At 67.1% G+C, this 23,954-nt stretch carries 20 protein-coding genes and 1 tRNA gene; 10 read left to right on the top strand and 11 right to left on the bottom strand.

The features are described from left to right. Positions 1-29: 29 nt before the first annotated feature. Complete coding sequence (locus ABD923_RS14115) at positions 30-1,025, bottom strand: ABC transporter substrate-binding protein (RefSeq protein WP_259549593.1); 996 nt, start codon at positions 1,023-1,025, stop codon at positions 30-32. A gap of 253 nt (positions 1,026-1,278) precedes the next feature. Between ABD923_RS14115 and ABD923_RS14110 the strand changes: the two genes are divergently transcribed. The 10 genes from ABD923_RS14110 to ABD923_RS14065 all read left to right on the top strand — a co-directional run bounded on the left by ABD923_RS14110 (position 1,279) and on the right by ABD923_RS14065 (position 11,448). Then, positions 1,279-1,692 (top strand): RidA family protein, encoded by a 414-nt coding sequence (locus ABD923_RS14110; RefSeq protein ID WP_259549594.1) that lies wholly within the window; start codon positions 1,279-1,281, stop codon positions 1,690-1,692. Positions 1,693-1,751: 59 nt separating this feature from the next. Beyond that, positions 1,752-1,828 (top strand) — tRNA-Met (locus tag ABD923_RS14105). A 238-nt stretch (positions 1,829-2,066) separates the two neighbouring features. Beyond that, positions 2,067-3,362 carry an amidohydrolase family protein gene (locus ABD923_RS14100; protein WP_259549595.1) on the top strand — a complete coding sequence of 432 codons (1,296 nt, stop codon included), beginning with the start codon at positions 2,067-2,069 and terminating at the stop codon, positions 3,360-3,362. A 167-nt stretch (positions 3,363-3,529) separates the two neighbouring features. Then, positions 3,530-4,519, top strand: coding sequence for a BMP family protein (locus tag ABD923_RS14095; protein WP_222191558.1), 990 nt, complete (start codon positions 3,530-3,532; stop codon positions 4,517-4,519). A gap of 48 nt (positions 4,520-4,567) precedes the next feature. Next, complete coding sequence (locus tag ABD923_RS14090) at positions 4,568-6,127, top strand: ABC transporter ATP-binding protein (RefSeq protein ID WP_259549596.1); 1,560 nt, start codon at positions 4,568-4,570, stop codon at positions 6,125-6,127. Next, the gene (locus tag ABD923_RS14085; protein WP_259549597.1) at positions 6,117-7,169 is read left to right on the top strand and encodes an ABC transporter permease; all 1,053 of its coding nucleotides are present in this window, start codon (positions 6,117-6,119) and stop codon (positions 7,167-7,169) included. Before ABD923_RS14090 ends, ABD923_RS14085 begins: the two co-directional genes overlap by 11 nt. Beyond that, a complete protein-coding gene (locus tag ABD923_RS14080; RefSeq protein ID WP_259549598.1) occupies positions 7,166-8,107 on the top strand; it encodes an ABC transporter permease in 942 nt (313 codons plus the stop codon). Before ABD923_RS14085 ends, ABD923_RS14080 begins: the two co-directional genes overlap by 4 nt. A 75-nt stretch (positions 8,108-8,182) precedes the next feature. Continuing rightward, on the top strand, positions 8,183-8,908 hold the full coding sequence (locus ABD923_RS14075; protein ID WP_259549599.1) for a sulfotransferase family protein: 726 nt from the start codon (positions 8,183-8,185) through the stop codon (positions 8,906-8,908). 81 nt (positions 8,909-8,989) lie between these two features. Continuing rightward, positions 8,990-10,003 carry a type I glyceraldehyde-3-phosphate dehydrogenase gene (locus ABD923_RS14070; protein WP_259549600.1) on the top strand — a complete coding sequence of 338 codons (1,014 nt, stop codon included), beginning with the start codon at positions 8,990-8,992 and terminating at the stop codon, positions 10,001-10,003. Further along, on the top strand, positions 10,000-11,448 hold the full coding sequence (locus tag ABD923_RS14065) for an NAD-dependent succinate-semialdehyde dehydrogenase (protein WP_259549601.1): 1,449 nt from the start codon (positions 10,000-10,002) through the stop codon (positions 11,446-11,448). The genes ABD923_RS14070 and ABD923_RS14065 overlap by 4 nt, the downstream gene beginning before the upstream one ends. A 145-nt stretch (positions 11,449-11,593) precedes the next feature. Here the strand turns inward: ABD923_RS14065 and ABD923_RS14060 are convergent, their stop codons facing one another. The 10 genes from ABD923_RS14060 to ABD923_RS14015 form a co-directional block, all read right to left on the bottom strand. Next, the gene (locus ABD923_RS14060) at positions 11,594-12,286 is read right to left on the bottom strand and encodes a GntR family transcriptional regulator (protein WP_259549602.1); all 693 of its coding nucleotides are present in this window, start codon (positions 12,284-12,286) and stop codon (positions 11,594-11,596) included. Between the two features lie 47 nt (positions 12,287-12,333). After that, positions 12,334-14,328, bottom strand: coding sequence for a 3'-5' exonuclease (locus ABD923_RS14055; RefSeq protein ID WP_259549603.1), 1,995 nt, complete (start codon positions 14,326-14,328; stop codon positions 12,334-12,336). Between the two features lie 77 nt (positions 14,329-14,405). Next, entirely contained in the window at positions 14,406-14,939 is a 534-nt protein-coding gene (locus tag ABD923_RS14050) for a hypothetical protein (protein ID WP_259549604.1), read from the bottom strand. Positions 14,940-14,955: 16 nt separating this feature from the next. Further along, positions 14,956-16,770, bottom strand: a complete 1,815-nt coding sequence (locus tag ABD923_RS14045) for a DUF294 nucleotidyltransferase-like domain-containing protein (RefSeq protein WP_259549605.1) — start codon at positions 16,768-16,770, stop codon at positions 14,956-14,958. 103 nt (positions 16,771-16,873) lie between these two features. Then, positions 16,874-18,655 (bottom strand): sodium:solute symporter family protein, encoded by a 1,782-nt coding sequence (locus ABD923_RS14040; protein WP_259549606.1) that lies wholly within the window; start codon positions 18,653-18,655, stop codon positions 16,874-16,876. A 16-nt stretch (positions 18,656-18,671) separates the two neighbouring features. Next, the gene (locus tag ABD923_RS14035) at positions 18,672-18,929 is read right to left on the bottom strand and encodes a DUF4212 domain-containing protein (RefSeq protein ID WP_222191568.1); all 258 of its coding nucleotides are present in this window, start codon (positions 18,927-18,929) and stop codon (positions 18,672-18,674) included. A 97-nt stretch (positions 18,930-19,026) separates the two neighbouring features. After that, positions 19,027-19,716, bottom strand: coding sequence for an adenylate kinase (locus ABD923_RS14030; RefSeq protein ID WP_259549607.1), 690 nt, complete (start codon positions 19,714-19,716; stop codon positions 19,027-19,029). Positions 19,717-19,733: 17 nt separating this feature from the next. Next, complete coding sequence (gene acs / locus ABD923_RS14025) at positions 19,734-21,605, bottom strand: acetate--CoA ligase (RefSeq protein WP_405048306.1); 1,872 nt, start codon at positions 21,603-21,605, stop codon at positions 19,734-19,736. Between the two features lie 608 nt (positions 21,606-22,213). Then, complete coding sequence (locus ABD923_RS14020) at positions 22,214-23,185, bottom strand: LysR family transcriptional regulator (RefSeq protein ID WP_259549610.1); 972 nt, start codon at positions 23,183-23,185, stop codon at positions 22,214-22,216. 15 nt (positions 23,186-23,200) lie between these two features. Further along, positions 23,201-23,911 carry an Ldh family oxidoreductase gene (locus ABD923_RS14015; RefSeq protein ID WP_259549612.1) on the bottom strand — a complete coding sequence of 237 codons (711 nt, stop codon included), beginning with the start codon at positions 23,909-23,911 and terminating at the stop codon, positions 23,201-23,203. Positions 23,912-23,954: the final 43 nt, after the last annotated feature.

The following is a 23,954-nucleotide window of genomic DNA, read 5'->3' as shown; positions in this document are numbered from 1 at the left end:
CAGAACGGTCCGGGCGCTGGTTTTTCAGATCACTGCGGACGCAGGTCGAGGCCGAGACCCTGGTTCACGAATTGCGTGGTGTAGGAGGCCTGCCAATCGACGCCTTCATCCAGCACGCCGGCTTCGACCATGTCCTCGTAGAAGCCGCCGATCACCTCGTCCGTCATCGCGCCGATGCCCAACTCCAGCGTGTCGCCCGAGTCGACGATGCCGTTATCGATCATCGCCGCGATGGCGTAATCGATCTTGTCCTGCGTCATGTCGGGGTTGTCGGCCAGGATCAGTTCGTTGGCCGCGGCATTGTCGCCGTAAAGGTAGTTGTACCAACCCAGGATCGAGCCGTTGACGAAGCAAGCCACGACCTCGGGGCTTTCATCGATCGTCTGTTGCATGGTTTCGATCGTGGTCGCGTAGCTGGCATAACCCGCGTCCGCGATCAGGAAGATCTCGGGCGTGAAGCCGGCCTCGCGTTCCACCAGATACGGCTCAGAAGACAGGTAGCCCTGCATGCCCACGGTGTCGTCGGCAAGGAAGGGGGCCGGGTTGAACGTGTAGGGCACACGCTGCTCGGCGGTGAAGCCGTAAGCCGCGATCATCCACTGGTAGTAGCTGGCAAACCCGTTATCCCCGATCAGCAGGGTCAGGTCACGCAGGTCTTCGAAGCTTTCGGCCGCGCCGGGGTGCGCGATGATGACCTGCGGGTGTTTCTGGAAAATGGCGGCCACGGCGACGACCGGGATGTCTTCGCTCACGGCGTTGAAGGCCTGCAGCATGTCGCCGCCCATGTGGAATTGCAGGCGGCCGGCAAGCATCAGCGCGCGGTTGTTTACCTGTGGGCCGCCCGGCACGATCTCGACCTCGAGGCCGCATTCCGCGTAGGTGCCATCGGCCACGGCCTGGTAGAACCCGCCATGCTCGGCTTGCGCCAGCCAGTTGGTCCCGAAGGTGACCTGGGTCAGGTCCTGCGCGACGGCGGTGCTTGCCATAAGCCCGGCGGTCAGCGCGAAAAGAGAAGTGCGAAGCATGATCAAGATCTCCCCGAGGTGGTTATGGGTCTGGTGGAACCGGCCCGAGCCTATGATCGCCGCGCGGGCAGGGAAGCCCGACACACAGGGCGACCCGAAGAACTTCCGCCGTGCTGCATGTTTTTCCGGCGGCGCCATTTGGAATGCCTCTAAATTGTGCATCGTGACGAGGCGTATTGCAACGAATCTGGAAGATCGCGGTCGGGACGGGAACGGTCGGCCCCGAACAGCCCTACACGTGAAGACAGGAAAGATGACCGACATGCCCCTGCGCGCCCTGACCCCATCCGCCATCCGCCCGCCCTTTGCCGCCTACGCGCATGGAACGTATGTGCCGAAGGATGCCGAGTGGGTCTTCACCTCGGGTCAGTTGGGCATCTCGCCCGATGACGTGATCCCCGAAAGCCCCGAGGCGCAGGCCGAGCTTTGCTTCGCGGCGATCGACGCGATCCTGTCCGAGGCCGGGTTCGCCCGGTCCGACACGGTTCGCATCAATGCCTTCGTCACCGACCGGGCGTTCATGGCGGGCTACATGTCGGTGCGGGATCGCTGGTGCGCCGGTCTGTCCCGCCTGCCGGCCTCGACGCTGGTAATCGTCTCGGGCTTTACCCGCCCCGAGTTCAAGGTCGAGGTCGAGGTCACGGCGGCCCGTGTTTCGACCCGCTGAGACGTGCGATTTTGCGGTTGACGGGCGGAAGAGGTTGGCATACCTCCCTCCCCGGCTTCGGCGGAGTAGCTCAGTTGGTTAGAGCAGCGGAATCATAATCCGCGTGTCGGGGGTTCAAGTCCCTCCTCCGCTACCAAACCTTCCCTCAGTGTAATGCAATCGCAGCCGAGCCAATGGCCGGGTCGATGTTGGATCAGTCCGGGACAGGGCCCGAAAAGGCCCAGTAGAAAAACAGGTCGAGGTTGCGGTCCGGCATGAAGTTTTCCGCCTGGAACTCCGCGCGCGACTGGGACACGTATTCGACCCCGGGCAGGCAGATGGCTGGGGCGACAGGGGCCGCGCATACGGCACGAAAAGAACAGGGTGACGGCAAGATGACGTTTGATCTTTTGATCCGCGGGGCAAACCTGCCGGACGGGCGGGTGAACCAGGATATCGCGATCCGCGGCGCGCGGATCGAAGCGGTCGAACCGGGAATCACCGCCGAGGCCCGCGAGGTCATCGAGGCAGAGGGCCATCTCCTCTCCCCGCCTTTCGTCGATCCGCATTTCCACATGGATGCGACCCTGTCGCTGGGCCTGCCGCGCATGAATGTCTCGGGCACCTTGCTGGAAGGCATCGCGCTGTGGGGCGAGTTGCGCCCGACCCTGACGCGCGAGGCGGTCGTCGAGCGCGCGCTGCGGTATTGCGACCTTGCCGTCAGCAAGGGCCTTTTGGCGGTGCGCAGCCATGTCGACGTGTCCGACCCGAAACTGGTCACCGTCGAGGCGTTGCTCGAAGTACGCGAGCGCGTGGCAGACTACCTCGACCTGCAACTGGTCGCCTTTCCGCAGGACGGGTTTTATCGCTGCCCCGAGGCCGAAGAGGCGTTGGTGCGCGCGCTCGACATGGGCGTCGAAGTCGTGGGCGGCATTCCCCATTTCGAGCGCACCATGGAGGATGGGCGTGCCTCGGTCGAGGCGCTGTGTCGGATCGCCGCCGACCGTGGGCTGCGCGTCGACATGCATTGCGACGAGACGGACGACCCGATGTCGCGCCATGTCGAAACGCTGGCCGCGCAGACGGTGCGCTTCGGCTTGCAGGGGCGGGTGGCGGGCTCGCACCTGACCTCGATGCATTCGATGGACAATTACTATGTGTCCAAGCTGCTGCCGCTGATGGCCGAGGCCGAGATGGCGGCCATCCCGAACCCGCTGATCAACATGATGCTGCAAGGGCGGCACGACACCTACCCCAAGCGCCGGGGCCTGACCCGCATCCCCGAGATGCTGGCCCATGGCATCCCCGTCGCCCTCGGGCAGGATTGCGTGCTCGATCCCTGGTATTCCATGGGCACGGGCGACCTTCTGGACGTGGCGCATATGGCCGTGCACGCCACGCAGATGGGATCGGCGGTCGACAAGACGGTTCTGTTCGACGCCGTGACCGAGGTACCCGCCCGCGTGATGGGGCTGGAGGGCTACGGGCTTGCGCCGGGCTGTCATGCCGACATGGTCTTGTTGCAGGGCCGCGACCCGGCCGAGGCGATCCGCCTGCGGCCCAACCGGTTGAAGGTCATTCGCCGCGGCAAGGTCATCGCCGAGACCGCGCCGGAACGCTCCCGCCTGGGGCTGGCGGGGCGGCCCGACACGGTCGACCCGGCCAGCTATGCGCCGAACGCTGCGTCCTGAGCGCCAGATTTGGTCATGCTTTGAGCAGAAGGCCCTTTCTTGCACATGAATTGTGCGGGTAGTCTGGTAAAATGCGCTTCGCCGCTCGACGGCGCCCGCAATTCTGAGAAGGGTTGGGCACCAACAGAAAACCGCTTCTGCGCGGTCTGCCAACAAGGAGACGTACCTTGAGTCGCTTTCACATCAATCGCCGCCATCTGCTGACCACCGGTGCCGCCATCGGCGCCGCCACCCTCGCCGCGCCCTCGATCCTTCGTGCCCAGACCGCCGTGAAGGTGGCCGGCATCCATGCCTCCCCGGTCGAGAATGCGTGGAACTCCGTCCTGCATGCCGCCATGGTCGCGGCCGATGCCGAAGGCGTCATCGACTATACCTTCTCCGAAGGCGTCTCGGGCACCGACTATCCCCGCGCCATGCGCGAATATGCCGAGGCCGGCAATGTCCTGATCGTAGGCGAATCCTACGCCGTCGAACGCGAGGCGCGCGAGGTTGCGGGCGACTATCCCGACACGGCCTTCCTCATGGGGTCGTCGGGCGAGGCAGCGGGCGACAATTTCGGCGTCTTCGGCACCTGGAACTGGGAAGCGGCCTATCTGGCCGGCATGCTCGCCGGTCGCATGACCCAAAGCGGCATCGTCGGCTCGGTCGGGGCGATCCCGATCCCCGAGGTCAACATGCTGATCAACGGCTTTGCCGACGGTGTGGCGCGCACCAACCCCGACGCCACGCATCTGGTCAGCTTCATCGGCACCTTCTTCGATCCGCCGCGCGCCCGCGAAGCCGGGCTCGCCCAGATCGACGCGGGCGCCGACATCCTGTTCGGCGAACGCATTGGCACGGCGGATGCCGCGCAGGAACGGGGCATCCCGGCCATCGGCTCGCTCATCGACTACACGCCGCGCTACCCGGGCACCGTCTTTGCGAACGCGCTGTGGTCGTTCCGCCCGCTGCTGGACACGGCGCTGGCCGATGCCGTCGCGGGCAGCCCGGTCGGCAAGAATTACACGCCGCTCAGCCTGATGGCGGATGGCGGTAACGACATCTCCTACGTGGCCGACATGGTTCCCGCCGACGCCGCCGCCGAGATGGAAGAGGTGCGCGCCGCCATCATGGCCGGGGAATTCGAAGTGCCGCGCAACTTCGACGAACCCGCCTGACATGTCGCACGGCTGTCTGAATAGGTCCGTCCCCTGCGGGGGGCGGACGTGACGCGCGTTCTCGAACTCGACGGCATCACCAAGCGGTTCGGCACGACATTGGCCAATGACGATGTCTCGCTGCACCTCGAAAAGGGCGAGGTGGTCGCGCTTCTGGGGGAAAACGGCGCGGGCAAGACGACGCTGATGTCGATCCTCTTCGGCCATTACACCGCCGATGAGGGGTCGGTCCGCGTGAACGGGGAAACCCTGCCGCCCGGCAAGTCCCGCGCCGCGATCGACGCGGGCGTGGGCATGGTGCATCAGCATTTCGCGCTCGCGGCCAACCTGACCGTGCTCGATAACGTGATGACCGGGACGGAACCGCTCTGGCGGCTGCGCTCGGACAGGGCGGCGGCGCGGGCGCGCCTGACGCGGCTGTCCGAGCGTTTCGGCCTGCCGGTCGATCCCGACGCCCATGTGTCCGACCTGTCCGTCGGCGAACGCCAGCGGGTCGAGATTCTCAAGGCGCTCTACAACGACGCGCGCATCCTGATCCTCGACGAACCCACCGCCGTTCTGACGACGCAGCAATCCGAACGCCTGTTCGCGACCTTGCGCGAGATGACGGCGCAAGGCCTGTCGATCATCTTCATTTCCCACAAGCTGAACGAGGTCATGGCCGCGTCTGACCGGGTCGTCGTGCTGCGCGGCGGGCGGGTCGTGGCCGAACGCGCCACGCGTGAGACGACGAAAGAAGAACTGGCCGAACTGATGGTCGGCCGCGCCGTCGAACGCCCGAAACGCCCCCCTGCACAGCCCGGCGCGGTGCGGCTGGAGGTGTCGGACCTGCACCTGTCCGGCAAGGGCGGCGCGGCGCTCAACGGGGTCAGCCTGATGCTGCGCGGCGGTGAGACGCTGGGCATCATCGGCGTGTCGGGCAACGGGCAGACGACGCTGGCCGGGGTGGTCTCGGGCCTCTACCCGCCGGATCGCGGGACGGTGAAGATCGACGGCGCCGCGCTGCGCCGCCATGACGTGCCCCATGCCATTGCCGCCGGGATCGGGCGCATCCCCGAGGATCGCCATGCCGAGGGCGTGCTGGGCGACATGACCACATGGGAGAACGTGGCGCTCGAACGCCTCTGGGCGCCCGAGTTCTCGCGTCGCGGCATCGTGCGGCGCAGCGCGGCCCGTGCGGCGGCGCGCCATATCCTCGCCACCTATGACGTGCGCGGGGCGCATCTGGACGGCCGCGTGGGCCTTCTGTCGGGTGGCAACATGCAAAAGCTCATCCTCGGACGCGTGCTCGAAGCCGACCCCTCGATCATCGTCGCCGCTCAACCCAGTCGCGGCCTCGACGAAGGCGCGATCGCGGGCGTTCATCGCCGCCTGATCGCCGCGCGCGACCGGGGGGCAGGGGTGCTGCTGATTTCCGAGGATCTCGACGAAGTGATCGCGCTGTCCGACCGCATCCGCGCCATCGTGAATGGCCGGGTTTCGCCCGCCATTCCTGCCGAGCGTGCCGATGCGCGCCTTCTGGGGTTGATGATGGCCGGCGATTGGGACGCCGCCCGCGAGATCGAAGCCGCCGCCGACAAGATGCCGGAGGCCCAGGATGCGCTTTGAACGCCGCGAACAGACGCCCGCCGCGCTGACCGTTCTTGCGCCGCTGGCCGCGATCCTGACGGCGCTGCTCATGGCGGGCATCTTGATCGCCATCGCGGGCGCGAACCCGGTCCAGGCCTATTGGCTGATCCTTGACGGGGCCTTCGGGTCCCGGCTCGGCATCACCGAAACGCTTACGCGTGCAACACCCCTGATCCTGACCGGCCTCGCCGCCGCCGTCGCGTTCCGGGCGAAGCTGTGGAACATTGGCGGCGAGGGGCAATTCTATCTGGGCGCGCTGGCCGTCAGCGCCTTCGGCCTGATCCCGGCCATAGCCGGGGCGCCCGCCATTGTCACGATTATCGCCTGTCTCATCGCCGGGGCCGTGGCGGGGGCCATGCTGCTGCTGGTGCCCGTGGCGCTCAAGCTGCGCTTCGGCGTGGACGAGGTCGTCACCACGCTTCTGCTGAACTTCATCGTGATCCTGTTTGTCTCGATGATGATCGAAGGCCCGTTGCGCGACCCGCTCGCCTTTGGCTGGCCGCAATCGGTCCCGATCCCCGACAGCGCCAGCCTGCCCCGGCTGCTGGAGCGGTCGCGCCTGCATGCGGGCCTGCTGATCGCCGTGGCGCTGGCCGTGGCCATCTGGTGGATCCAGACGCGCACCGTCTTCGGCCTGCGCGCACGGGCGACCGGTCTCAACGCCCGCGCCGCGGCTTTCGCCGGGGTGCCGCTGGGCCGGACCCTGATGCTGGTGGCTGCCATGTCCGGCGGTCTGGCGGGGCTGGCCGGCGCGATCGAGGTTATGGGGGTCAAGGGCTACGTCACAACCGACCTGTCCCCGAATTACGGCTATTCGGGCATCGTGATCGCCATGCTCGCCAATCGCCACCCCATCGGCGTGATCGCCGCCGCGCTGTTTACTGCCGTCATGTTCGTCGGCGCGGATTCGATGAGCCGCGCACTCGGCATCCCGTCCTACATCGCCGATGTCACCGTCGCGCTGTCGCTCCTGACGATGCTGGTCGCGATTTTCCTGACACAATACCGGGTGCGGCCATGAGCGTGGTTCTCGATATCCTCAGTTCCGTCGGCATGTGGGAGGCCATCCTGCGCATCGCCACGCCCTTCATCCTTGGTACTTTGGGCGTCCTGCTATGCGAGCGGGTGGGCGTGCTGAACCTCGGGATCGAGGGGATCATGACCTTCGGCGCGATGATCGGCTGGCTGACTGTCTACATGGGTGCGGGGCTGTGGGCGGGCTTGCTTGTCGCGGCGCTGTGCGGGGCGATGTTCGGGCTGCTACATGCGCTGTTGACCGTGCCCCTTGGTCTCAACCAGCACGTCACCGGGCTTGGCATCACCCTCTTCGCCTCCAGTTTTTCCTACTACATCTTCCGCCTCGCCGTGCCGACGGCGACCTCTCCGCCGACGGTCGAGCCGTTTCGCGCGCTTGAAGTCCCCGTTCTGTCCGACATCCCCTTCCTCGGCCCGGTCCTCTTCAACCAGACCGCACCCACCTACCTCGCGCTCGGGCTGGTGCTTGTCATCGCCTGGGTGCTCTACCGGACGCCGCTGGGCCTCGCGATCCGGATGACGGGCGAAAACCCGCACGCGGTGGATGCACAGGGCATCGACCCGATCTGGCTGCGCATCGGCACCATCATGGCAGGCTCGGCGATGATGGGGCTGGCCGGGGCATTCCTGACGCTGGCCGCCTTCAACTCCTTCTTCCCGACCATGGTGCAGGGCCGCGGCTGGATCTGTATCGCGCTTGTCGTCTTCGCGCTCTGGCGGCCGGGGCGGGCGCTTCTGGGGGCGGTCCTCTTCGCGTTCTTCGACGCGTTCCAGCTGCGCTTGCAGACGATCGTCGATGGCGTGCCCTACCAGTTGTTCCTGATGCTGCCCTACGTCCTGTCCATCCTCGCGCTGGTCGTCATGGCCCGCCGGGCAAGGGTGCCGCAGGCCCTCATGGTCCCCTATCGCAGGGGAGAGCGCTAGGTTCGACAAGTCCCGCGCGGCGGTGTAAGCCACGCCCCAGCCGACCGACCCCCGCAGCAGAGTGAGCGCGCGCCCGTGATCTACCTCTCCGATCCCAAGATCCTGTTCCTCAAGCCGCGCAAGGTGGCCGGCACATCCTTCGAGATCGCCCTGTCGCGCTTTGCCGGGTCGAACGACATCATCACGCCGATCACCCGCACGGATGAGGCCGCCCGGCGCGAACGTGGATTTCGCGGGGCCCAGAACTTCAAAGGCGGGCTGTCCGAGTTCCTGAACGACCGGAAGTCCCGCCGCCGGTTCGCGAAAAAACTGGAATGGCCGCGGCGCTACCGTAACCACATTCCCGCCGCCGATGTCCGCCGCCACCTCGGCGCCGAGGCGTTTGACGCCGCGTTCAAGATTTCCATCGTCCGAAACCCGTTCGATACCGTCGTGTCCAAGTTTTATTGGTCCAACCGCAACAAGCCCGAGGGTGCCGATTTCTCGGCGTGGATTTCCGGCCCCGAGATTTTCCGGGTGCTGGAACATAACGAGGAACAATATTTCATCGACGGGCGCGACATCATCGATTTCTACATCCGTTACGAGCATTTCGCCGAGGATATCGCGGCGCTTGAAGCCGCCCGCCCCGAGCTGTCAGGGCTGGCCGAGACCTTCGCCGGCACGCGCGCCAAGGGTGGCCATCGCCCGAAAAAGGCCAGCCCCGCCGAGATGTTCGCCCCCCATCCCGACCGCGTCGCCGCGATCCGCGACCGCTTCGCCTGGATGTTCGAAAAATTCGGCTATCCCGACACGCCCTGACCGACGGTGTCACGGCCCCTTGCGGTGCCCGAGGCTCCGGGGCAGGGTGCGCGCGACAAGGCAGACGAGGGGATATCGGCCATGACCATCCGGGTGGCGATCAACGGATTTGGGCGTATCGGGCGGTCTGTTCTGCGCGCCTGGGCCGGCGCGCGCGCGACCTGGCCCGAGATCGAGATCGTCGCGATCAACGATATCGCGCCGCTCGACACCTGCGCCTACCTCTTTGAATACGACAGCGTTTTCGGCCCCTGGCGCGGCAGTGTCGAGACCCGCGACGGCGCGCTCGTCGTCGATGGTCATGCCTTGCCGCTCAGCGGCGAACGTGACCCGGCGCGGCTGGACCTGTCCGGGATCGACATCCTGATGGATTGCACCGGGCGCGCCAGCGACCGCGCCTTCGCCGAGGCCGGGCTTGCCGCCGGGGCCGGGCGCGTCCTCGTGTCCGGGCCGTCGCCGCAGGCCGACCTGACCGTGGTGCTGGGCGCCAATGACGAGCGTCTCGCACCCGCGCACCGGATCGTGTCCAACGCGTCCTGCACGACGAACGCGATCGCCCCGCTGATCCGCCTGATCGACGAGGCTTGGGGCCTCGACTCGGCCCTGATGACGACGGTGCATTGCTACACCGGCAGCCAGCCCACCGTGGACATGCCCATGGCCAACGCCGCGCGGTCCCGCGCCGCCGCACTCTCCATGGTGCCCACCACCACCAGCGCCGAGAAGCTGGTCGATGTGGTGCTGCCGCATCTGGCGGGCCGCGTCACCGGATCGGCCGTGCGGGTGCCGACGGCCAGCGTGTCCTGCGTCGATCTGGCCGTCATGACGCGCGACCGCCCCTCGGTCGAGGAGGCCCGCGCCCATCTCGGGGAACAGGCGGGCCCGGTCATCGGTTGGACGGACAAGCCGCTGGTCAGCAGCGACCTGCGCGCCCGGTCCGAAAGCCTCGTCATCGCGGGGCCCGAGATCAAGCGGTCGAAAGGCGGCATGCTCCGCGTCTTCGGCTGGTATGACAACGAATGGGGATTTTCCTGCCGCATGCTCGACGTGGCGACACGCATGGGCCGGCAGATGACAGGGGAGGGAACGATATGAGCGACTGGACAACATGGATGCGCGAGGCGAATTTCGTCGGCGGCGCGTGGATCGGCGCCGATAGCGGCGAGACGATCGAGGTCACCAACCCCGCCACCGAGGAGGTGATCGGCACCGTCCCCGCGTCGGGCGAGGCCGAGACGATGCGCGCCATCGATGCCGCCGCCGCCGCCTTCCCCGGTTTCGCCGCGATGGACCTGATGAGCCGCGTGGGCCTGTTGTGGAAACTCCACGATGCGCTGATGGACAACCAGCAGGCCCTGGCCGAGTTGCTGACCATCGAGATGGGCAAACCCATCACCGAGGCCAAGGGCGAGATCGCCATCGGCGCGCAATATGTGCGCTGGTTCGCCGAAGAAGCCCGCCGCGCCAAGGGCGAGATCGTCCCCGCCGGGGTCAATGGCCGCCGCATCCTGGTCACGAAACACCCCGTGGGCGTCGTCGGCATGATCACGCCATGGAACTTCCCGTCCTCGATGCTCGCGCGCAAACTCGCGCCCGCGCTGGCCGTGGGCTGCCCCATCGTCGCCAAGCCCGCCACCGCCACCCCTTATTCGGGCCTCGCCTGGGCCGCGCTGGCCGAAGAGGTGGGCTATCCCAAGGGCACGGTGAACGTCGTGACCGGCTCGGCCCGTAAGATCGCGGGCGCCATGATGGCGCGCGAGGAAGTGCGCAAGATCACCTTCACCGGCTCGACCGAAGTCGGCAAGGAGCTGATCCGGCAATCCGCCGACACGGTCAAGAAAGTCTCGATGGAACTGGGCGGCAACGCGCCCTTCATCGTTTTCGACGATGCCGATCTCGACAAGGCCGCCGAGGGTGCCATCGTCTCGAAATACCGCAATTCCGGCCAGACCTGCGTCTGCGCCAACCGCATCTACGTGCAGGCCGGGGTCTATGATGCCTTCGTCGAAAAACTGGTCGAAAAGACCCGCGAGTTGAAGGTCGGCGATGGCCGGAACGAGGACGTGGCGCAAGGCCCGCTGATCGACAAGGACGCCGTGAAGAAGGTCGAGGACCTGCTCGACGACGCCAAGGGCAAGGGGGCCGAGGTCGCGCTCGGCGGCGCGCGCCACCAACTTGGTGGCACCTTCTTCCAGCCCACCGTTCTGACCGGCGCGACGCAGGACATGGCCTTCGCGAAGGAGGAAATCTTCGGCCCGCTCGCCCCCGTCTTCAGGTTCGAAACCGAGGAAGAGGCCGTGCGCATGGCCAATGACACCGTGTTCGGCCTGGCCTCCTACGTCTACACGCAGGACCTCTCCCGCGCCTTCCGCCTGAACGAGGCGCTGAATTACGGCATGATCGGCATCAATTCGGGCCTGATCACCACGGTCGAGGCGCCCTTCGGCGGCGTCAAGGAATCCGGCCTCGGGAAAGAGGGCGGCAGCCAGGGGCTCGAAGATTACCTCGACACCAAATACGTGTGCATCGACGGGATCTGAACGCGCCGGGCGGGGCCATGACGGACCCGCCCCCATCTTTATCCCTCAAATATGTAGCTGCGACAGCAGCCGCTTTGACGGGGGCTCGATGCCCCCGGCAAAGCCCCGCCGGGCGACGGCAAAGCCGGCGCAACCCCTCGGGCTCTCACCCTCCCGGCCGGTATTCGAGGTCCGGATCGGCCACGCGCAACACCTGACGCCCGATCACGGCCCCGTCGGCCCCGCGCGCGACGCGGGTCAGGACCAGCAAGGGCGTATAGCGGTCGCAGGACAGCGTCACCGACTCGCCCATCGTCGTGATCGAGGCGCAAAGCGTATCCTCCAGCGTGACGGGCGACAGCCCGTGTGCTGACAGGAAATCATGCAGATCGACCGGCGCGTCCTCGTCCAGCGCCGGGGCCAGCGCCTCGGGCACCGCGATCTCGTCCAGCGCCGCGCGCACGCCGCCCAGTTTCAACACCCGTTCCGAAACCGACAGGCGCCCGGACCCGAACAGGGCGGCCTGGTCCCCATCCGCCCCGCGGGTCAGGGCCTTGGCGCGATGGATCTCGAATTGCGGGGCGTCGCCCTCCGGTGTCACCAGCCCGCCCGCACCGCCGCCGCCGGTCGTCATGACCGGGGCAGGCGCGGCCACGAGGGTCCCGCGCCCCGGCTTGCGGCTCAACAGGCCCATCGCTTCCAGCGTCATCAGCGCGCGCCGCATCGTTCCCTGGCTCACGCCGAACTCCTCGGCCAGCTGGAACTCGTTGCCCAGCCGCATGCCCACGGGCCAGTCGCCCGCCTCGATCCGGCGGATCATCTCGGTCTCGGCGGCCTTGTAAAGCGGCGTGCGGGGCATGGAAGTCATCCTTTCTTGTAGAAGGGTCCGCCCTCGCGGGCCGCGCGTCAATTCAGATGTTCGATCAGCCGCTTGTGCCGGTCGAAAGCGGTGATCAGTGCCCCCAGATTGGGCAGGTCTGCCGCTTCCAGCATCGGGATCATCTTGCGAAACGCCTCGCCGGTGCCGATGGCGTCCCCGATGGCTGTGTGGCGGTCCGCCTCGGGGATGGCGATGCCAAGCCGGTCGCACAGCGCATCCAGCGTATGCTCGGCCGACTGGCCGTAGAGGATCGCGGAACACAGCACCGTGTCGAGGATCGGCTGATCGAAGCGCTTGCCGATCTCACGCTCGCGGCGGCGCAGGAAACTCATGTCGAAGGGCGCGTTATGGGCGACCAGCACCGCGCCATCGGCAAAGGCATGGAACCGCCTGAGCGCCTCGGGCACGTCCACGGCATCGGCCACCATCTCGTTCGTGATTTGGTGCACGGCGGTCGAGGCGGCGGGAATGGCCTGCCCCGGGTTGACCAGCATGTCGAAGCGTTCGCCCTCGACGATCCGGCCATTGACCACGCGCACCGCCGCGATCTGGCAGATCTCGTCCACCTGCGGGTTCAGGCCCGTCGTCTCGGTGTCGAAGATCACATAGGCCAGGTCGCGCAAGCCTGCGGCGGCCAGATCCTCGGGCAGGGCGGCGTTGAGCAGTTCGAAATCGTAGAGCACGCTGCGCGTCGGCCCGGCGGGTCGTGCCTCGGCCAGCGGCAGGCGCAGGCGCAACGCGGCCCGGCCCGGCCCCGCGGGTTCGGCCGTGATCCCGGTGCCGTGGCAGGTCAGCACGTCCCGCCCCGCGAACCCGGTCAGGCCCGGCGACAGCGGCGTCTCCAGCCAGCCCGAGACCGCCTCCTCCTCCGGAACGTCGCCGCGCGCTTCAAGGCTCAGCACCACGTGGTCGGAGGCCTCGGCCACGATCCGCAGATCGGCCTGCGGCACGCCCCAATCCAGCGCCAGCCGCTCCAGCAGCCGCGTGATGGCGAACCCGTCGCAGCGCAGGCCCGTCTCGCCCAAGTCGCTTTCCAGCGAGACGCCCTTGCGCCGCAGCCGTTCGGTCAGCGCCGCGCCCAGGTCGCGAGCGGCCAGCGCCTCCATCGGCCACCATTCCGTGTCGGTCGGGGCCTTGCGCGCCCGCGTCTCGGCCACCAGCACCGCAAGGCGGTCGGCCTCCTGCGCAGGCATGCTGGCGGCGGCAGCCTCGACCTCCCGCAACAGCTCCTCGAACAGGTGCGCCCGCTCGGCATGCACCCGCAGCCCCTCGGTCAGATCGCGCAGGGTCAGGACATAGCCGGGCGTCTCGGTTTCCTGCCCTTCCAGCCACAAGAGCCGCATCCGCGCCTCCAACAGGCGCGCGCCCGTCCGTGTCGTCACCAGAAGGTCGGTGCCTTCCTCCGCCTCGCCTTCCACCAGTCGCGCATACGCCTGTTCGATCGGCCCCATGCGCAGCAGCGCCCTGATCGGGCGGCCAAGGCCAACCGCCTCGCTTTCGCCAAGGATTTCGCGACAATGCCCGTTGTAAAGCGCGATCCGGTGATCCGGCGTGCAGAACATCACCCCGTCCGGCATCTCGGCCAAAAGGGTTTCCAGCCGCGTCTTCTCGGTGGTCAGCCGCGCGGTCTCGCGCCCCACGGCCAGCGCCATCGCGTTGCGCGTCTCGGTCAGGTTCGAGGCGACGGCGGCGGCGGCCGAGCCCAGATCGCCCAGGAACTTCGCCTTGCCATGGTCGATCTCGCCATCCACGTCGGCATGGGCGCGGGCGCGCATCTCGGCGGCCAGACGCTCCACCGGTTTGGCCACGTTCTCGTCGAACAGGACCCAGACCCATGTCGTCAGGGCAAAGATCGCGAAGACGGCGATCACGCCCGCGATCACGAAGGCCGACAGCGCATGCGCTTCGCCCAATCGCGAATAGCCAAGCGCCAGCCCCGCGATCGCCAGGGCAGAGCTGGCCAGGGCGAGTAAGGCGAATAACAGGAATATGCGCAAACGCAGGGACAATCTGGTCAACATCTCTTGGGGGCCTCCTCCTTGCCCCGTTTTCGGTCCCGGCGCGTCGGGGCGGTCGCGCATCGCCCCGTCACCCGGATTTAGCTGCCGGTCGCGGCCTCCCCGCCGCAGACGGCATTCAGGATCGGGTCGTCTCCCGCGACCGTCAGCCACTCGGCGCCAGTGATGGTGCCATCCTCGGCGAACTCCACCTCTTCGGTGATCTCGGCCCGCGCGCCTGCCCCGCAATCGACCAGCACGGGCAGCACGATGGCGGGTTGCCAGCGCTCCATCACCTGAATCTGGACAACCGACACGCCCGAGCCTTCGCCGATCTCGACCGTCTCCGACGGGTCATAGGCCACGAAGCCGCGGGTGAAGGGGCGCAGGTAGGTCCAGGGCTGCCACCAGGCCTGCTGCTCGCGGGTCTGGATGACGGTCACGTCACCCAGCGTGGCGCGGGCATTGTCGTACCAGCCGTATTCCTGCCCGATGGTCGCGGCCAGCATGAAGCCCCCCGCGAAGATCGGCGTGATCCATTTCGGCAGGCGGCGGCCCGTCGCGCGGTTGAGCAGCATCGCGATGCCGGCCCCGGCAAGGCCGGCAAGAAGGGTTGCGATCAGCGACCAGAACATGGGTCGTCGGTTCCTTTCAGCTCAGGATGCCGCGGCCCGAGCCGGCGGCGTTCTGCATGGTTTTGATCACGACGAAGGCGTCGCGCAAATGGCTGCGTTCGAAATCGCTCAGGTCGGTGGGCGCCATGAAATTGTCCGGCGCCTCGCCCTTGCGGATCTGCGCGGCCTGGTGCGCCAGCCGGGTTTCCGCGATCATGTCATAGGCGTCGAGCAGGTCGCGCCCGCCGGTTGTCGACACGGCCCCGCCCTCGATCGCGGCTTGCAGGCGGGCGCGGGTGTTCACCTCGCTCAGGCCGCCTTGCAGCGCGTAGATGCGGCCCAGATCGACCACCGGAACGACGCCGTTCATCTTCAGGTCGATCTGGTTCTTGTGCTCGCCCGACCGCACGGTCGCAAAGCCCCGGAACAGCCCCAGCGGCGGGTGATGCTTCAGCGAATTGGCGACCATATGCGCCACGAAGATCGAGTTCTTGCCCGCCGCCTCCAGCGTCTCGGCCTGCAGGTCGGAGAACAGGCTGAAATTGCCGCCGATGGGCCGCAGGTCGAACATGACACTGGCCAGCATCTGCGCCTCGGGGTTGGGCGTGTTGATCCAGCCGCGGAAATAGTCGCGCCAGACGCGCAGGGGTTGGCGCCACTTGATGTTGGTCGCCATCATGTCGCCGGGGCAGTAGAAATACCCCGCCTCATTCAGCCCGTCCGAGACGAATTTCGCCAGTTCCGCGAAATAGGCGTCGTCGGGCGGTGTCACCGCATCGTCGAGGATCAGGCAGTTGTCCTGGTCGCTGACGCCGGTCTGTTCCTGCCGCCCCTGGCTGCCGCAGGCGAGCCACAGGTACGGCACCGGCGGCGGGCCCAGTTTTTCCTCGGCCAGCACCAGCAACCGGCGCGTCGCGGCGTCGGCGATATCGGTGATCAGCCGCGTGACGACCTGGTGCGCGTTCTGCTGCGCGACCAGTTGCACCAGCAACTCCGGGATGCGCTTCACGTAGCCTGCCAGCGCCGCGCTGTCGGGGGCGCGCGCGATATCCTGGATCAGCGCCGCGGAGGAGGTCGCCTGGAACCGGATCAGGTCGGTCTGCGTCAGGATGCCGGTCAGCTTCCCGGCATCGACCACCGGCATATGGGTGATCCCGCGCTCCATCATCGTGTTCAGCACATCGGCCACCAGCGCGCTGGAGGGCAGGGTGACCGGCCCGCGGGTCATCACCTCGTGCACCGGGGTTTCGTAGGCGATGCCCTCGGCCAGGACCCGGTTCGTCAGGTCGCGCGCGGTCAGGATGCCCGCGACCGCCCCCGCCTCGGTCACGATGATGCAGGAGACCTTCAGGTCGCGCATCTTGCGCGCGGCCTCGATCAGCGGTGTGTCGGGCGGGCAGGTCAGCGGCCCCGGCGTCATCAACTCGGCCAGCGCCATGGTCGTCACGTCCTTGCGGCGCGGACGGGTGGGGCGGGTGCGGTCGAAGAAGCGGTTGATCTCGGGATGCTCTTTCACCAGCCGGTGAAAGGTGGCGGCCGGGATGGTCAGCAGGCGGCTGTCCTCGGCGGCCTTGGCGGTGACGGCGGCGATGCCGTCGCGCATCAGCCCCCGTTCGCCGAAGGAATTGCGCGGCCCGAGGATCGACAGGACCTCGCCGCCCGCATCGGTGATATCGACGCGGCCCGACAGGATCAGGAAAAGCTCGGTCTGGGGGGCGCCCTGTTCGTAGATCGTCTGCCCGGCGGCGATCTCTTCCAGCCCGACCTCATCGGTCAGCGCGGCGCGCTCGGCCGGGGTCAGCACGTCATACGGGTGCGTATGGGCAAGAAGGCTCTCGATATCCAGTGCCATGGCGGCAACCCCCGAAAGTGAAACGGCGCACCCCGAAGGTGTCGGGATGCGCCGGTGTCATGAACAGGGCCTGCAATGTCGCAGGCCCTGTCTTTGCCAGGTCTCAGTGACCGGTGGCGGCACCGGCGCCGCGCGGGACGCGGATCGATTCCACCAGTTCCTGGATTTCCTGCGGCGGTTCGGCGGTCATCTTCGACACGATGTAGGCGACGGCGAAGTTGGCCAGCGCGCCGATCGGGCCGAAGGATGCCGGCGGGATGCCGAACAGGTAGTTCGAGGCGGTGTTCTCCAGCATGTTGGTGCCGGGGATGAAGAACCAGCCAAGGTAGATGAAGAGATACAGGCAGGTCGTCAACAGACCGGCCAACATCCCCCAGGTCGCCCCGGCCGAGTTCATCCGCTTCGAGAAGATGCCCATCATCAGCGTCGGGAAGAGCGAGGCCGCCGCAAGGCCAAAGGCCAGTGCCACGGTCTGCGCCGCGAAGCCCGGCGGGTTCAGACCCAGCCAGGTCGCCACCGCGATGGCCCCGATCATCGAGATCCGGGCGGCCAGAAGTTCGCCCTTTTCCGAGATGTTGGGGTTCAGCGTCGACTTGATGAGGTCGTGGCTGATGGCCGACGAGATGGCCAGCAACAGGCCCGCCGCGGTAGACAAGGCCGCCGCGATACCACCGGCTGCGATCAGCGCGATCACCCAGCCCGGAAGCTGTGCAATCTCGGGGTTGGCCAGAACGAGGATGTCACGGTTGAAGGTGACAAGCTCGTTGCCTTCCCAGCCACGCTCGGCGGCCAGGGCCTGCATCTCTTCCGAGTTCTCGTTGTAGTACTGGATGCGGCCGTCGCCGTTCTTGTCCTCGACCGCCAGAAGGCCGGTCACGGACCAGGTTTCGAACCAGTCGGGCAGGTCTTCCTGTGCCACGGCTTCGCCTTCCACGCCCTGGGGCCACATCGTCGTCATGATGTTCAGACGGGCCATGGCGCCCACGGCGGGGGCCGTGAGGTAGAGCAGCGCGATGAAGACCAGCGCCCAACCGGCGGACCAGCGTGCGTCGGCCACTTTCGGCACGGTGAAGAAGCGGATGATCACGTGCGGCAGACCGGCGGTACCGATCATCAGCGACAGCGTGAACAGCGCCATGTTCACCGGGCTGGTGCCCTCGGTGTACTGGTTGAAGCCCAGGTCGGTCAGCAGGCCGTCCAGCGTCACCAGCAGCGGCTGGCCAGCGCCGGCGGTGCCTTCGGACATGTTCGAGAACAGGCCCAGGCCCGGGATCGGGTTGCCGGTCAGTTGCAGCGAGATGAAGATCGCCGGGATGGTGTAGGCCACGATCAGGACGCAGTACTGCGCCACCTGCGTGTAGGTGATGCCCTTCATGCCGCCCAGCACCGCGTAGACCAGCACGACGCCGGCAGCGATGTAGAGGCCGAGGTCCCGGTCCACTTCGAGAAAGCGGGCGAACGCCACGCCTGCGCCCGACATCTGGCCGATCACGTAGGTGATCGAGATGACGATCAGGCAGACGACCGCCACGATGCGCGCGGTGGTCGAATAGTAGCGATCCCCGATGAACTCGGGCACCGTGAACTTGCCGAACTTCCGCAGGTAGGGGGCAAGCAGCAGCGCCATCAGCACGTAGCCGCCGGTCCAGCCCATCAGGAAGGACGAGTTGTTGTAGCCGACAAAGGCAATCAGGCCCGCCATCGAGATGAACGAGGCTGCCGACATCCAGTCGGCCGCCGTGGCCATGCCGTTGACGACAGGGTTCACGCCGCGACCGGCGGCGTAGAATTCACTGGTCGAGCCTGCGCGCGCCCAGATCGCGATACCGAAGTAGAGCGCAAACGACAGCCCCACGACGATGATATTGAGTGTTGTCTGATCCATTTCCGATGGTCCCCTCTTACTCGTCCACGCCGTGTTCGCGGTCGATCTTGTTCATGCGCCAGGCGTAGAAAAAGATCAGGACCAGGAAGACGAGGATCGACCCTTGCTGGGCAAACCAGAAGCCCAGGTCGGTGCCGCCGACCGAAATGCCCGAAAGCATCGGCCGCAGCAGGATCGCAAAGCCGTACGAAACAAGCGCCCAGATCACCAGACAGTAGGTGACGAGGCGGATGTTCGCAGACCAATACGCGTTGTTGTTCGGCTGTTCTGCCATTTGCTTCTCCCTTCGAAAGGCCCGGCCCGGTGTGTTCACCGCCGGGAATGACCCGCCGCCGCCCGATCCCTCCGAACGGACGGCGGCGAATTTCGTGTCACGCGTCCGTCGTCTGACCCGTCTGCGCGCCGACAATGGCGGCAAGCTGGGTGGCGATCTGGCCGATCTCGCCCATGGCGGGCACCTCGGTCAGGGCGCCCCGGGCGCGGTAGTAATCGATCAGCGGCGCGGTTTGCGCGTGGTAGGCCTCCAGCCGCGTGCGCACTGTCTCGGCGTTGTCGTCGGGGCGGCGCTTCATCTCGGTGCCGCCGCACTTGTCGCAAACGCCCTCGGCCTTCGGTTGCTTGAACTGGTCGTGATACCCCTCGCCGCAGGCCGCGCAGGTATAGCGGCCCGAGACGCGGGCGATCATGGCGTCGTCCTCGACCTCGAGGCTGATGGCGGCGTCGATCGTCTGCCCCCGCTCGGCCAGCAGCGCGTCCAGCGCCTCGGCCTGCGCGGCGGTGCGCGGGAACCCGTCAAGGATGGTGCCCGCGGCCACGTCCGGCGCGTCCAGCCGATCCTTCAGCACGGCCAGCACGATCTCGTCCGAGACCAGCTCCCCCGCTTCCATCACGGCCTTGGCGGCCTTCCCGGCTTCGGTGCCCGCGGCCACCGCGCCGCGCAGCAGGTCGCCCGTGGACAGCTGGACGAGGCCAAAGCGCTCTTCCAGCATGCGGGCCTGCGTGCCCTTGCCGGCCCCCGGAGGGCCCAGCAGGATCAGGTTCACGGCGCGTGTCTCGGTCATGTCCTTCACGGCCCCGCTCACTTGTTCGCGCGGTTGGCGATGAGGTCATCGACGACCGAGGGATCGGCCAGCGTCGAGGTGTCGCCGAGGCTGCCGAAATCGTTCTCGGCGATCTTGCGCAGGATGCGGCGCATGATCTTGCCGGACCGCGTCTTGGGCAGGCCGGGGGCGAACTGGATGACATCGGGCTTGGCGATCGGGCCGATCTCCTTGCGGACCCAGGTCTGAAGCTCTTTCACCAGCTCGTCCGAGGGCGTCTCGTCCGACATCAGCGTGACGTAGCAGTAGATGCCCTGGCCCTTCAGCTCGTGCGGGTAGCCGACCACGGCGGCCTCGGAAACCGCATCATGCGCGACCAGCGCGGATTCGACTTCCGCCGTGCCCATCCGGTGACCGGAGACGTTGATCACGTCATCGACGCGGCCGGTGATCCAGTAATACCCATCGGCATCGCGGCGGCAGCCGTCACCGGTGAAGTAATAGCCCTTGTAATCGCTGAAATAGGCCTGGACGAAGCGGTCCGGGTCGCCCCAGAGCGTGCGCATCTGGCCCGGCCAGCTGTCCTTCATGCACAGCACGCCCTCGGCCTCGGTCTCGTGGATTTCCTCGCCGCTGGTCGCATCCAGCAGAACCGGCTGCACGCCGAAGAAGGGCTTGGTGGCCGAGCCGGGTTTCAGGGCGGTCGCACCGGGCAGCGGCGTGATCAGGTGGCCGCCGGTTTCCGTCTGCCACCACGTGTCGACGATCGGGCATTTCCCCTTGCCGACAACCTCGTTGTACCAGTTCCAGGCCTCGGGGTTAATCGGCTCGCCGACCGAGCCCAGCAGTTTCAGGCTGGAGAGGTCATACTTGGTCACGAACTCGTCCGACTGGCCCATCAACAGGCGAATGGCGGTCGGTGCGGTGTAAAACTGGGTGACCTTGTGCTTTTCGCAGACGGCCCAGAACCGGCCCGCATCGGGGTAGGTCGGCACGCCTTCGAACATCAGCGTGGTCGCGCCATTGGCCAGCGGGCCATAGACGATGTAGCTGTGGCCGGTGACCCAGCCCACGTCCGCCGTGCACCAGAACACGTCGCCGTCGTGATAGTCGAACGTGTACTGATGGGTCATCGCGGCATAGGCGAGGTAGCCGCCCGAGCTGTGCACCACGCCCTTCGGCTTCCCGGTCGAGCCCGAGGTGTAAAGGATGAACAGCGGGTCTTCCGCGCCCACTTCCGCCGCGTGGCAGAAGGTCGACACGTTCGCGGCGATGTCGTCATACCACACATCGCGGTCCGCAACCCAGGCGACCTGCTGGCCGGTACGCTTCACGACAAGGCACTTCACGTGGTCGTCGCAATGCAGCAGCGCCTTGTTCACGTTGTCCTTCAACTCGGTGATGCGGCCGCCGCGCGGCGCGCCGTCCGAGGTCACGACGACCTTGGCCTGCGAATCGTTCACCCGGCTGGCCAGCGCGTCGGGGCTGAAACCCGCGAAGACGACCGAGTGGATCGCGCCAAGCCGGGCACAGGCCAGCATCGCGTAGGCCGCCTCGGGGATCATCGGCAGGTACAGAACGACGCGGTCGCCCTTTTGAACGCCCAGTTCCTTCAGGACGTTGGCAAAGCGGCCCACTTCCTCGTGCAGCTGCTTGTAGGTGATGTGCTGCGCCTCTTCCTCGGGGCTGTCGGGCTCGAAGATGATCGCGGTCTGGTCGGCCTTGGTGGCAAGATGGCGGTCGATGCAGTTCTCGGCCACGTTCAGCGTGCCGTCCTCGAACCAGCGCACATGCACGTCGTCATGGGCAAAGGACGTGTCCTTGACCTTGGTGAAGGGCTTGATCCAGTCGATGCGCTTGCCGTGCTCGGCCCAGAACGCCTCGGGGTTCTCGATCGACTCGGCATACATCCGGTCGTAGGCGGCCGCGTCCACATGCGCGCCGGCCAGAAGATCGGGGTGGTTCGTGGTGTCCTTGGGCAAGTTCTTCCCTCCGCGTGGGACGGCCCTGATGCCATCGGCCTGGACGCACCGAGCCGTCCGTGGGGCCACGATAGCCCCGCGCGTCCTGCCTGAACTGAACCCTCGCGCGCGGTCGTTCACCCGCTTGGGCCGTCGAGTCGCCCCGAAGGGGCGTATGATGTCGGGTCAGCCTCCCCCAACCTTGGGCCGCTCGCCTCTGGCGTGTGTGACGGGGTGCACTCCTGTTCCCTTCGCATCCCGATCCGCCAGCGGCATGGCCGCATGGTGTGCGCACGGTGTTTTGACGATTCACGCAACACCCCGCACGCCATGGCAAGATGACAGGAATATTCAAGACTCAGAACATTTTCCGCTTGCCGTACCGTCATTCTGTAACGGGTTTTCTAAACATCGCCGCCGTGCAGTAAAAAAGTTTACCAACCACAGTTAGGATCATGATAATGCGAAAGAAAAAATTGAGATATTCGTGTCAATTCCCGCCGGGTCGGGTGCCGCGCCTGCAAAGTCCGGCGCTAACGGTCCGTCGGGGGGCGATCTCAGGCGCCGCCAAGGATTGCAAATCGCGTTCCCAGCCACGGCATGCGCTCGGCGGCGGGTGCAACGAAATGGGTCTCGATCAACTCCCGCGCGAGTGCCGCGATCTGGCCCGGAATCTCGTCGGACCAATCGCCGTTGACCATCAGGACGATCTCGCGCGCGATTTCCTCGCCGGGCAGGGGGTGGGCGTCGATTTCTCCGGCGAAGCGTCCGGCCCGCAGCAGGCTCAGCGGCGTGGTGATGGTCCAGCCGGTGCCGCTGGCCACCAGCGCGCTGATCGACTGGTTCGAGTCCATCTCGAAGCGCTGCGGCAGGTCGAGGCCCGCGCGCCGCAGATACGCCTCGATCTGGCGCCCCATCACCTGGTCGAGGTCGCGGCGCAGGAAGGCCAGTTCGGACAGGCTCGCCAGCCCGCCGCCGATATCGGTGCCACGCGGCACGGCCAGGATGTAGGGATCGGACAGGATCGGGTAGCGTCGCGCCTCCGCCGGGCCGCTGCCCGTGTCGGCGCAGATCGCCATGTCCAGCTCGCGCGCGGCGATGCGCGCCACCAGGCGGTGACTGGCCCCGGTGCGCAGGCGAAAGGCGCATTGGCTCATCCCCTCGGCCAGCCGGGCGGCCAGGCTGGGGGTGACCTCGTTCTCGAAATCCTCGATCACGCCCAGCGACAGGGCGCTCAGCCCGCTCAGGTCCAGCGCCGTCAGGTCGCGCTGCCCGCTGCGCAACGCGGCCAGCGCAGCCTCGGCGCGGGGCAGGAACAGGCGCCCGGCGGGGGTCAGGACCATGGGGCGGCGCGAATGGTCCACCAGGTCCACGCCCAGCACCTGCGCAAGGTTCTTCATCTGCTGCGACACGGCGGGGGCGGACATGCCCAGTTCATGGGCCGTCGCGGCGACGGAGCCGGTGCGGGCGAGGGTCTCGAACACCTCCAGCCCGCGCAGGGTCAGGCCTTTGAGCATGGGCGCGGGCATGGCGCGGCGGCGTCCTCAGCTGGTCACGATCTGGGCGAGAAGGTCGGTCGGCAACGCCACCCGGCGCGCGGGCGGCTCAAGGCTGTCGGTCGGCAAGTCGCCCACCAACTCCATCAGCCCGGTACAGAGCGGATCGGCGGCGAGGATCCAGCCGCGATGGGCGACCGGTGCGCCAAGGGGGCTGTCGGCGGGGTCGTCCTCGTCCTCGACGACGCCCAGCAGGGCCGCCAGCGCCGGACGGGCCGGCGTCAGCAGCGGGCGCGGCATGGGATGGTCCGGGCTGGCCATGCGGGCCGCGCCTTTGCCGGTGATGGTCAGGGCGACAAGACCGGCTTCGGCCAGGGTCACCAGGGCCCCGAACAGGCCCGCCGGGTCGCTGGCGCGGTCAAGCCGCAGCACGGCCAGCCCTTTCTGGCGCGCCATGTCGATCAGCCCGGGCAAAGCGGCGTCGACGGCGACAGCGGCAAACCCGTGCCCGGCATCGACCTGCAACACCGCCGCCTTGGCCGTGGCGATCTCGGGCCGCGCGCCGGCGTGCAGCCGGCCATAGCGGATCAGGCGCAGGTCACGCAGCAGCGCATCCAGACCGTTGGCCCGGTCGCCCCGCGCCTCGGCGGCGACGGTGTCACGGGCCACGGTCAGCGCCCGCGCGCGCGACACGCCGGCACGCGTCAGGCAATCGCCGGCCAGCGCTTCGAGGTCTTCAAGGCTCAGGGCTTCGGTCATGCACGCCAGTTTTGACAGGCGTCACGCAGGCGTCAATGCGCAA

Origin of the sequence: [Roseibacterium] beibuensis (assembly GCF_039542305.1) — a bacterium.
Lineage (GTDB): Bacteria > Pseudomonadota > Alphaproteobacteria > Rhodobacterales > Rhodobacteraceae > Roseibacterium > Roseibacterium beibuensis.
Note: the sequence above shows the minus strand (reverse complement) of the source record. Positions and strands in the feature narration are given on the sequence as shown.